Here is a 9,651-nt window from a genome sequence, read left to right on the forward strand (position 1 = left end):
TAGCTCATAAACAGTCAGTGAGTGAATATGATCAATATGCAGAATTTGTTGCCTAGGCATTAAAAGCTAATCATTCGTTTACTCTAATGGTTCAGAAGCCAATGTCACACAGCCTAACTGCTGCTTAATATATCGTTGGCGCAGTGTTATTTGTACTGTTACACGCGATCGGAATACCAACCGAAACCATCACCGTTCACAAAGTTAAGGCTTTTCGCTCTTCTAACATGTGAGGGATTAGCGAATGCTCTGATTGATAAATCCATTCAGAGAGAGAAGTCGATTTTACGTGAAAGGCCAGCCAACGAGACATAGCCCCCATCTAGTTTTGTCATATAAATGAAAAATGGACTCTTTACCTTGGCTAAAATCAAGTCTAAATCTCGATATAAACACATATCTAAAAATTTAATCATTAATCCGTTTTTTAATGTATTGCTTAGGCGGTCGTCCGAGGGTTTTTTTAAAGAAAGTAATAAAGGCACTTACCGATTCGTAGCCTAAATCTTCTGATACTCGCTGTACAGGCTCCCCTGATGACAGTTTTTGCAATGCAATCACAATATGAAGCTGTCCACGCCAATTACCAAAGGTTAATCCTAATTCCTGCTTCACCAAACGCGCCAAGGTTCTTTCACTCATCGCATATTTACTTGCCCATTCACCAACAGTACTGCGATCGCTTGGGTTATTAATGAGCTCTAAAGCAATACTGTGTAATCGACTCTCAGTCGGAATTGGAAAATCAAAATGTTCAGATGGCATGCTCGTTAATTCATCAATCAACACATCCGCTAACCTTGCGGTTTTACATTCGGATGTATAGGAGAGATCGGATTCTGTTAAACGAACAATAAGCTCACGTAAAAGTGGAGAAATAGATAATGTGCACGCTTTAGATGGCATTCCAACTACATCTGGATCAACGAATAGCATACAAGTATCGGCATCAGGAGAAACACTATTACTATGAGGTACTTGGCTTGGGATCCAAACTGCGCAATTCGCGGGAACCATCCAGATAGCGTCAGCAATTTTACAACGAACAAAACCACTTAAAGGAAGAACAAGTTGTCCTTTACGGTGTTGATGGACTGGGATTTCTTCATCCTTCTCTAACCCAGATAGGCGCAATGCAACGACCTTTTGTGGATAAAGATCGGAGTCAAACTCAGGGAAATGGATACTGTACTTCATAATTTGTCCGAATTTAGATATCTACTGTCAATATAACTTAATACAGAAAAAATTAGGAGAGGTATTATGTCATTAAAGATTTAAGGAGAGAGCTATGTCACATAAAAATAAAAAAACAGTCCCTAAAGTTGCACGACCAGCATTGGTTATCCTGGGTATTTTACTTATTGCAAGTAACCTACGTGCGCCACTTACAGGATTAGGACCTATTCTAGAGTTCATCTCACAAGATTTAGGTTTAAGTGCAACACAAGCCGGTATGTTAACTACTTTGCCTTTGTTGGCCTTTGCCCTATTTTCACCGGTATCATCTGGCCTTGCACGTAAAATCGGCTTAGAGCCATCTCTTATGATAGCTCTGGTTCTTGTTGGTTGTGGTGTGCTTATCCGTTCCGGTGGCTCAACCTTAATGCTATTTTTAGGTACATGCATTATCGGTATCGGTATTGCGATTGGTAACGTATTACTGCCAAGCTTACTAAAAAGAGACTTCCCAACAAAAGTCACGACTTTGACTGCTGTCTATGTATTAATCATGGGTATTGGCTCAACGTTAAGTTCAAGTACGGCTATTCCAATGATGAACCTAGCAGGTTCAATGGGCATTACGGCAATTCCGCATTGGGCATTTGCTTTAGCAACCGTACTGATCTTCCCTATTATTTCAATTATTGTATGGTTGCCACAATTATCAGGTCACACTCGCCCTTCAGCTGATACGGCTGATATTGATAGCCATAGCTACCTATGGCGTTCAGCGGCAGCATGGCAAGTTACCATCTTTTTAGGCTTAAACTCTTTTATCATGTACATCTTTATCAGTTGGTTACCAAGTATCCTAATTGATAACGGCTACACAGAGAACCAAGCGGGTTACTTACATGGTGTATTACAGCTTTCAACTGCCATACCAGCACTCGTGCTTATTCCACTTATGGCAAAAATGAAAGACAAACGTGCAATGAGCTTTGCGATGGCTGTCTTAGCCTTCATCGGTATTCTTGGCCTACTTATGATGCCGGAACACGCATTAATCTGGGTAATTTGCTTTGGCTTTAGCTGTGGTGGTGGTTTTATTCTTGGCCTCTCATTTGTTGGTATTCGTACTCATGATGCCCACCAAGCAGCCGCACTATCAGGTATGGCACAATGTATGGGTTACTTACTTGCAGCAACTGGCCCTATTATTTTTGGCTCGCTACATGAATCGACACATAGCTGGGAAGCACCACTATATATGACACTTGCCGTCTGTGTGGTATGGGGATTCTTAGCACTGTTTGCAGGACGCTCACACGTTATCGTTCGCTCACAAAGCGGTAAAGATATCGTTATTGATGCACCCGTTCATGAAAATATTCACGAAGAACTTAAACGCGTAAAAAATGAATTAGCGCTAGTGACTGAAGAGCGTAACGAACTTAAAAAAGCATTTAACGCAAAATTATAAAGCTCTCTTAAATTGGCAAGGACGCCAATCTCTTATTACTTATATATCGGCAGGACGCCGATATTTTTTATCTGCTTAACATACACTTATGCAATAACAGCTTGTAATAACAATGATTGCCGCTAATAGCAGTTAGTTTTAACGTAAGTTTTATTTCTTATGAGTAAACCACAATGAAACTATCTTATCTTCTTACGAATGTTGCTCTTTTTTCTCCCCTTGCACTAGCAGAATCTACGCAATCACAGCCACAACAAAACGTATTTTATATCCTTGCTGTCACCATCATCTTTTTGATCGCCCTTGCATGTTACCGCGTAACTAAAAACAAAGCGCGCAAACATAAACCGGAGATACCTTCATTCATACACCATCTCATTGGTTTTGTGATCGGCTTTATTTGTTTCTATGCCTTATTCTATTTTCTTGGGTTTTGTTTTTAATTCCATCCATCAATAGGCGAATAATAAGATGTCATATACCATTAAATTTGCGCACTATGGCTAGTGTTCTTACAGGAATTATCTCTTTTACTCATTCATCATCTAACCTAATAATAAGAAAGCAACGTGTAATTCACACAATTTACTGACATAACATACAATAAAGTCTATATCCTCAAAGAGTTAGTTTTGCTAACGGCACAATACAGTGCGTCACAGAGGAGATAGTATGAAAGGAATAACCATCGCAAGTGTTTTACTTGCCACCGTATTACTCACTGGATGTAATCAGCAACACGATCACCAAATCCACGGTACATTAACTCACGTCGGCATTGCCACTGACTTCGACTTAAACAACACCCCAGCTGTCAGTATTATCTTGTCAAAAGATACCGAACATTACTTAACTATTTCACTGAATCAGCACAGCCTTCAAACCTTACTTGCACATCAAAACACCCAAAACTTCAATCAAAAAAATAACAATATTGATGCCAATTTAACTTGGGATGGGCATTATATTATCGATAAATCACGAGCATCAGGTATCGTGTTAGACCTAGAATATATTAATAAAACAACACATAGTGCAAAAATTCACTACACCGCCACACTTGTTAACGCCAAGAAAGAAAGCAATAAAACTATAGAGCTTAGTGACTCATTCACTTTAGCTGCTGATGATCTGAAGGTAATCCAAGAACTGAGTTCCAAGCCAGCCAGCTAACTAGATGAAATAACAAATTTAATTGGTAATTGATTAAGGATTTTAACAAGGTGATGGGATATTAATGGACATCGTCGTGTGAACACGTATGATCAGCGCCAATCTATTGAATCCCATATTGGAATAGCATTTTGATTAGAGAAAATGTATTTACCTCATACGAAAATTGGACAAAACCTTTCGTATCAGAAGTCGCTGAAATCATTAACCTACTGAAAGATCATGGCTATGATGCAAAGAAGTTAGCGTTAGTCACTGGTTTGCAAGAGAAGAATGTAAGTAGCTGGACAGCGAAATACAAAAAAGAACCTTTCAATGTGTCGACTATTCCATACCCATGTTGGTGTTTCTTAGCGGCATTAATTGGCAAACAAAGCATTGCAACTAATGGCAAAGTGATCCCAGTTGAGGATATTCGTCGCGTATTACGCTTATTCAAACCATCAGCATTTGGTGCTCGTAATACTTTTGTATGCCCAACCAACGAACAATTTGCCAAGCTAATTGATAGCGGCCTATTTGAAGAAATGACAGCGCAGAATATTTGTGAATTATTTAGTTGGAACCCAAGTCAGTTTGTTGAAAGCATTCAAACAGGCAAACTCCCTTTCCTCAATTGGTGTTTAATCATCATGATGTTAGGAATTAATATTCAAAAAATGGTACTTAAAGACTTAGAAGCCCCATTAGAATACGTACCAGAATAAACTTCGTTTAGTCTTCAAATTCTAGCAAACGACTGTTTTACCACAGTCGTTTTTTTATTCTTAAAAACCATTAACTTATTAACAATCAGAATCTTATCTTTTAAGCATCTTACCCAACCCAGCTAACACAATCGCACTAACAACAACATTTACAGCAAAACCAATGCTTATTAATAAAATAGTAAGTGGATTGCAGATATAACTGCTGGTATAGGTACTACACATTGCGCCAACTTCTATCGTAAAGAACGACCATGGCAAAGCTAAATACAAAAAGACGATATGGTTTTCATAAAACAAATGATTAAGATCCGTACTTACGTACAGAGATAAAAACCAAATTATGCCGTAAATAATAGGCACCATAAATGCGATAACAAAAATCCGTTTTCTATTCATTGACCGATTCTCCTTTTCATATTCCCAACACCAGTTTAGCTGCATATTTTCGATTATGTTATACCGTAATAAGCATGTTTCGCGATTCACTTCAGGTTAAGTTACAACTGATATAGTCATAATACATTACGTATAACCTTCGTTATTTCCTCTCCACTGTTTTATGCTTCTAGCTACTCTGCGCGCGGAATATCGTTACCATTAATGAGGTGACTATGGTGAAACCATCAAAACAACTGACATGGCTACCATGGATTGCGGGTATTGCTTTTTTTATGCAGACTCTTGATGCCACAATAATAAATACAGCCATCCCCTCATTGGCGAAAAGCTTGCATGAATCGCCCTTAACGATGCAGCTAACCATCATTAGCTACACCCTGACTGTTGCGATCTTAATTCCTATTAGTGGCTGGCTTGCTGACAGATTTGGCACCCGCATTATATTTGGCTGGGCTGTAGGCTTATTTACACTCGGTTCGTTGGCGTGTGGATTATCTGGCACATTAACGCAACTGGTACTGGCTCGCATTCTCCAAGGTGTTGGTGGCGCAATGATGGTGCCTGTAGCACGCTTAGCATTATTACGGAGCTATCCACGCAATGAATTTGTTCACGCGTTAAACCTAGCAACAATGCCGGGATTAATCGGTCCTGTTGTCGGCCCTGTACTTGGTGGCGTATTAGTCACTTATGCAAGTTGGCATTGGATATTCTTAATAAATATCCCTGTCGGTATTATTGGACTATGGATGACCAAACGCTACATGCCTAACTTTACTTCAACTGCGAGTAAGTTTGATGGTTGGGGATTTATTCTATTTAGCTCAAGTTTAATTACTCTTTTAAGCGGCATTGAACTTTTAACTAAATCAGAGACGGCTTTAATTCCAGTTATAACCTTATTAATTGGTTTTACTCTTCTTGTTACTTATATTTATTACGCATCAAAAAAACAAAACGTGCTTATTCCTTTATCACTTTTTAAGACTAGGACTTTTTCTGTTGGTATCGGTGGAAATATATTTTCTCGTTTAGGTACAGGGGCTATTCCTTTTCTTATACCACTTATGTTGCAAGTTGGGATGGGAGCATCAGCCTTATATGCAGGGTTAATGATGGTACCCTTAGCCTTTGGCGCATTATTAGGTAAATCGTATGTCGAAAGAACCCTTAAACGTCTAGGCTATCGCAAAACATTATTTTGGGTCACTATAGTTATTGGTATTATTACAGCGGCATTTGCCCTTATATCAGGCCAGTTATCTCTATGGTTAGCCCTACCATTACTGTTTGCGTTAGGCATTGTTCGCGCAACACAATTTACCGCAATGAACACCATAACATTAGCTGATTTAGATGATAATCATGCAAGTGCAGGCAACAGTATGCTAGCGGTAACCCAACTACTTTCAATTAGTTTTGGTCTTGCTATCTGCGCGTGTGTTTTACACTTTTTCTCAACCTATTACGCTGGCAATGATATGTCTCATTTTCACCAGACATTCATCGCTATGGGCCTGCTAACCGTTATTTCTGCAGTGTCCTTTTTATCATTGAAGCGTTCTGATGGTAATAACTTAATACACAGATAACATTCATGTTAGCGATGAAATAAGTGAGCATCTGTACTAAACATACTGATGCTCACATCGATATATGAGTAATAACCGCAGCTTTATTGATCCAATTTATGTTCATGTTAGCTGGGTAACTAACGTTGCCCTCACCGAATAAAACGGTACGTATAAAAGCCCAACTCTTTTGCCCCTGCTGCCAACATATCATGCAATTAAGAGGAACATTTCGACCCAGATAACCGATGTTCAATAATAAGGATAATGGCATTCACGCTTCAGAATTAAAGAGGATTTTATTATAAATCAGGGTATTAATATTATTGGTTCACACCAAGGATAACGCTCGACTGCTTTTTGTCATCACCCTTCATGATATTTCCAATATTTACTTATATAAGGAGGCTTAGGCTTGTCCAACACTTCGGAGAGGTGTCGGCTTCGCGACACATATCCTTATCTGTTAGGTTAATCGTTTTTCTGCCAATTGCCCACGTTCACCAAGCTCTCCGACATCAAACCAACCATGTTTGCGATAGAAACTAACGGCTTGCAAATTTGCAGGAATATAGCGTAGCTGTGCATATGTACATTGCTCGTTTTTGAACTGAGCACATATGAAATCCACTAGTTTTTTACCTAAACCGTTGTTACGAAATTCAGGTAACAAATACAGCAAGTTAATATAGCCAAACTTTATACCTTGCTCATCCATCAAGCCATTTCGAAATTCTATTTGACCGATGACCTCATTGTTTTTGATAACATGATAAAAGCCAGAATTATCAAATGTACTTAGCTTTGTAAACCACGCTTTAGTTTCATCAACACTAAAACCGGCATCATTCCCAAAGCTTACTGCATGTGCATCTCGTCGAAATTGTATGCATAAATCGAGAGTATCATCCATTTCAATTTTTACGGGAATAAATTCCATTTTACACTCCGTACTTTAAGTAGATTAACCTAACGCCTCGTTAAGAGGCGAAAAATTGTTGGCTAAAATTAGCGACGTAGGAGCAAAAGCCAACTGTTTTTGTCCTTTTTAACGACTTGTTGAACGAAGCCGCTTCGCGGCAGAATGAAAGCCCATAAGCTCGACTACGGTAAATACACCTTTCAAAAATGAGTATTTATCATGAATAAAGCACAGCAACATCGTTCAGATTATCTTTATGAACAACACCTTACCCATCTCACCTTGCAAGGTAAACGCCCCGCTACGATTGATGCTTATAGTCGTGCTCTACGTCGCATTACCCATCAACTGGATAAATCACCAGACACATTAATTACCGACGTTAGATAATAAGGATAATGGCTTTCACGCTGCAGAAATAAAGAGGATTTTATTATAAATCAGAATTTTAAAGTTATTGGTTCACACCAAGGATAACGCTCGACTTCTTTTTGTCATCACCCTTCATGATATTTCCAATATTTACTTATATAAGGTGGCTTGGGCTTGTCCAACACTTCGGATAGGTGTCGGCTTCGCAACACATATCCTTATCTGTTATAAATACTATTTAGACTTAGATGAAGAGATTCTGCTCTAATTTTAAAAGACGTTTTTTCAATGACAAACCGCCACCATAACCAACAAGCTCACCTTTGCTGCCAATTACCCTGTGGCAAGGAATTATAATCGCCAATCCATTTGCACCATTAGCATTGCCAACCGCCCTCACTGCGCTTTCATTACCAATTGATATAGCTAAATCTTGATACGTTACAATGTCACCGTATTTTACTTTATTTAATGCGTCCCAAACCGATTTTTGAAAATCCGTACCAACCAGTAATAAAGGAATATCGAAAACACTTCGCTCACCAAGAAAGTATTCTTCAAGTTGCGTTTTAGTAGATTCTAAAACATTGTCGTTTCTTTCTACGAATTCAGCGTTAAGGCTACGCTTAATACGGTCATCAACTGCACTTCTCATTTTACGATATCGAAAGTCACAAAGACAAAGCTTACCGTCATATGAACCAAGCACAAATTCGGCATAAGGATGTTTAAAGTGTTGGATATTAATCTGATTCATTGAATGTCCTTATTATGAATAACTTACCCGTATTTATAACGCCCAATTAAGGGGTGAGCAACGCTATCACCCAACTTAAAGCATTGTGCCATAAACACTAAAATTGAAGTAGAAGCAAAAATGCCAAGCGTTGGGAATCCCTCTTAAATTGTTTTTATACCTATTTTTTCTCGACGGCTTTAGTAGCTAAAACGGCTAAACCGCCCAGAGCTAATGCACCACCGAGAAATTTAGCAAACTTCGGATTTTCTGAGCATAAACCAACTAAGCTTGCGCCCAAAACAGCACCAGTTGCACCAGCAACAACTTGAGTCGAAGACATTTTTAAACCTGTAGCCCATTTAGCAAAATGCTCACAGTTTCGGTCTGTTAGCGAGTATTTCCACTCCCCAATTTGAGAACGAGCGAGTTCGAGTACCTCTGGAACTGGGCGGTCGTAAGTAACTTTAGCTGGATAGGTATGTTTACCTTTAGTCACCACATCCCAGCTCTCTTCTTGAACGGTGCCATTTCGTTGGGTTGCAGAAATGAGCATAGGTAGCCCCTTTTCACACAAAGAATCTGAAACTAGAGACCAGTGCTGATAAACACCGAAGTTACTGACAACAATATCGCCAGGATTTAGATTTTGAATTGACATATGTATCCCTACATTTGATTAATTGACGATATCAATATGTAGGCATACTTTTGAATTTCAAGTGGTTGCATAGGTATAACGCCCACTTAAGCGGACAAAAATAGTTGGCTATAATGTGGAGCGTAGCGGAACAAAGCCAACTGTTTTTGTTCCGACTTGAAGTGCTTGTTGAACGAAGCCGCTGCGCGGCAGAGTGAAAGCCCATAAGCTCGACTACGGTGAATATACCTTTAAAAAAGGAATATTTATCATGAACAAAGCGCAACAACATCGTTCAGATTATCTTTATGAACAACACCTTACTCATCTCACCTTGCAAGGTAAACGTCCCTTTACGATTGATGCTTATAGTCGTGCTCTACGTCGCATTACCCATCAACTGGATAAATCACCAGACACATTAACTACCGAAGATCTTAAACAACATTTTACACAACTGATCAAAACACATTCATGGAGT

10 protein-coding genes and 1 pseudogene are annotated in these 9,651 nt (G+C 39.0%); 6 read left to right on the forward strand and 5 right to left on the reverse strand.

The window, feature by feature from the left end:
- Positions 1 to 408: 408 nt before the first annotated feature.
- Positions 409 to 1,197 (reverse strand): helix-turn-helix domain-containing protein, encoded by a 789-nt coding sequence (locus tag C9J40_RS18925; protein WP_107208232.1) that lies wholly within the window; start codon positions 1,195 to 1,197, stop codon positions 409 to 411.
- Between the two features lie 94 nt (positions 1,198 to 1,291).
- Between C9J40_RS18925 and C9J40_RS18930 the strand changes: the two genes are divergently transcribed.
- The 3 genes from C9J40_RS18930 (at position 1,292) to C9J40_RS18945 (ending at position 4,527) form a co-directional block, all read left to right on the forward strand.
- Entirely contained in the window at positions 1,292 to 2,647 is a 1,356-nt protein-coding gene (locus C9J40_RS18930) for a CynX/NimT family MFS transporter (RefSeq protein ID WP_107247671.1), read from the forward strand.
- Between the two features lie 672 nt (positions 2,648 to 3,319).
- Complete coding sequence (locus tag C9J40_RS18940) at positions 3,320 to 3,820, forward strand: hypothetical protein (RefSeq protein ID WP_107208229.1); 501 nt, start codon at positions 3,320 to 3,322, stop codon at positions 3,818 to 3,820.
- A 131-nt stretch (positions 3,821 to 3,951) separates the two neighbouring features.
- On the forward strand, positions 3,952 to 4,527 hold the full coding sequence (locus C9J40_RS18945; RefSeq protein ID WP_107208228.1) for a hypothetical protein: 576 nt from the start codon (positions 3,952 to 3,954) through the stop codon (positions 4,525 to 4,527).
- Positions 4,528 to 4,620: 93 nt separating this feature from the next.
- On the opposite strand, the gene C9J40_RS18950 is transcribed toward C9J40_RS18945, so the two are convergent.
- Positions 4,621 to 4,926 (reverse strand): hypothetical protein, encoded by a 306-nt coding sequence (locus C9J40_RS18950; RefSeq protein WP_107247673.1) that lies wholly within the window; start codon positions 4,924 to 4,926, stop codon positions 4,621 to 4,623.
- A 215-nt stretch (positions 4,927 to 5,141) separates the two neighbouring features.
- On the opposite strand from C9J40_RS18950, the gene mdtD reads away from it, so the two are divergent.
- Positions 5,142 to 6,521 carry a multidrug transporter subunit MdtD gene (gene mdtD / locus C9J40_RS18955; protein ID WP_107247674.1) on the forward strand — a complete coding sequence of 460 codons (1,380 nt, stop codon included), beginning with the start codon at positions 5,142 to 5,144 and terminating at the stop codon, positions 6,519 to 6,521.
- Between the two features lie 445 nt (positions 6,522 to 6,966).
- Here mdtD and C9J40_RS18965 read toward each other — a convergent pair whose 3' ends face one another.
- Positions 6,967 to 7,440 (reverse strand): GNAT family N-acetyltransferase, encoded by a 474-nt coding sequence (locus tag C9J40_RS18965; RefSeq protein ID WP_107247675.1) that lies wholly within the window; start codon positions 7,438 to 7,440, stop codon positions 6,967 to 6,969.
- Positions 7,441 to 7,641: 201 nt separating this feature from the next.
- Here C9J40_RS18965 and C9J40_RS18970 point away from each other — a divergent pair.
- Positions 7,642 to 7,800, forward strand: a pseudogene (locus C9J40_RS18970) (integrase); the annotation flags it as partial.
- A gap of 238 nt (positions 7,801 to 8,038) precedes the next feature.
- On the opposite strand, the gene C9J40_RS18975 reads toward C9J40_RS18970, so the two are convergent.
- Both C9J40_RS18975 and C9J40_RS18980 read right to left on the reverse strand, forming a co-directional pair.
- Positions 8,039 to 8,551, reverse strand: coding sequence for a methylated-DNA--[protein]-cysteine S-methyltransferase (locus C9J40_RS18975; protein WP_107247676.1), 513 nt, complete (start codon positions 8,549 to 8,551; stop codon positions 8,039 to 8,041).
- A 160-nt stretch (positions 8,552 to 8,711) separates the two neighbouring features.
- A complete protein-coding gene (locus tag C9J40_RS18980; protein ID WP_107247677.1) occupies positions 8,712 to 9,191 on the reverse strand; it encodes a lecithin retinol acyltransferase family protein in 480 nt (159 codons plus the stop codon).
- Positions 9,192 to 9,441: 250 nt separating this feature from the next.
- Here C9J40_RS18980 and C9J40_RS18985 point away from each other — a divergent pair.
- Positions 9,442 to 9,651 (forward strand): phage integrase N-terminal SAM-like domain-containing protein (locus C9J40_RS18985; RefSeq protein ID WP_199188127.1); only part of this gene is annotated, 210 nt, incomplete at its 3' end.

This window comes from Photobacterium sp. GB-72 (assembly GCF_003026095.1).
GTDB lineage: Bacteria > Pseudomonadota > Gammaproteobacteria > Enterobacterales > Vibrionaceae > Photobacterium.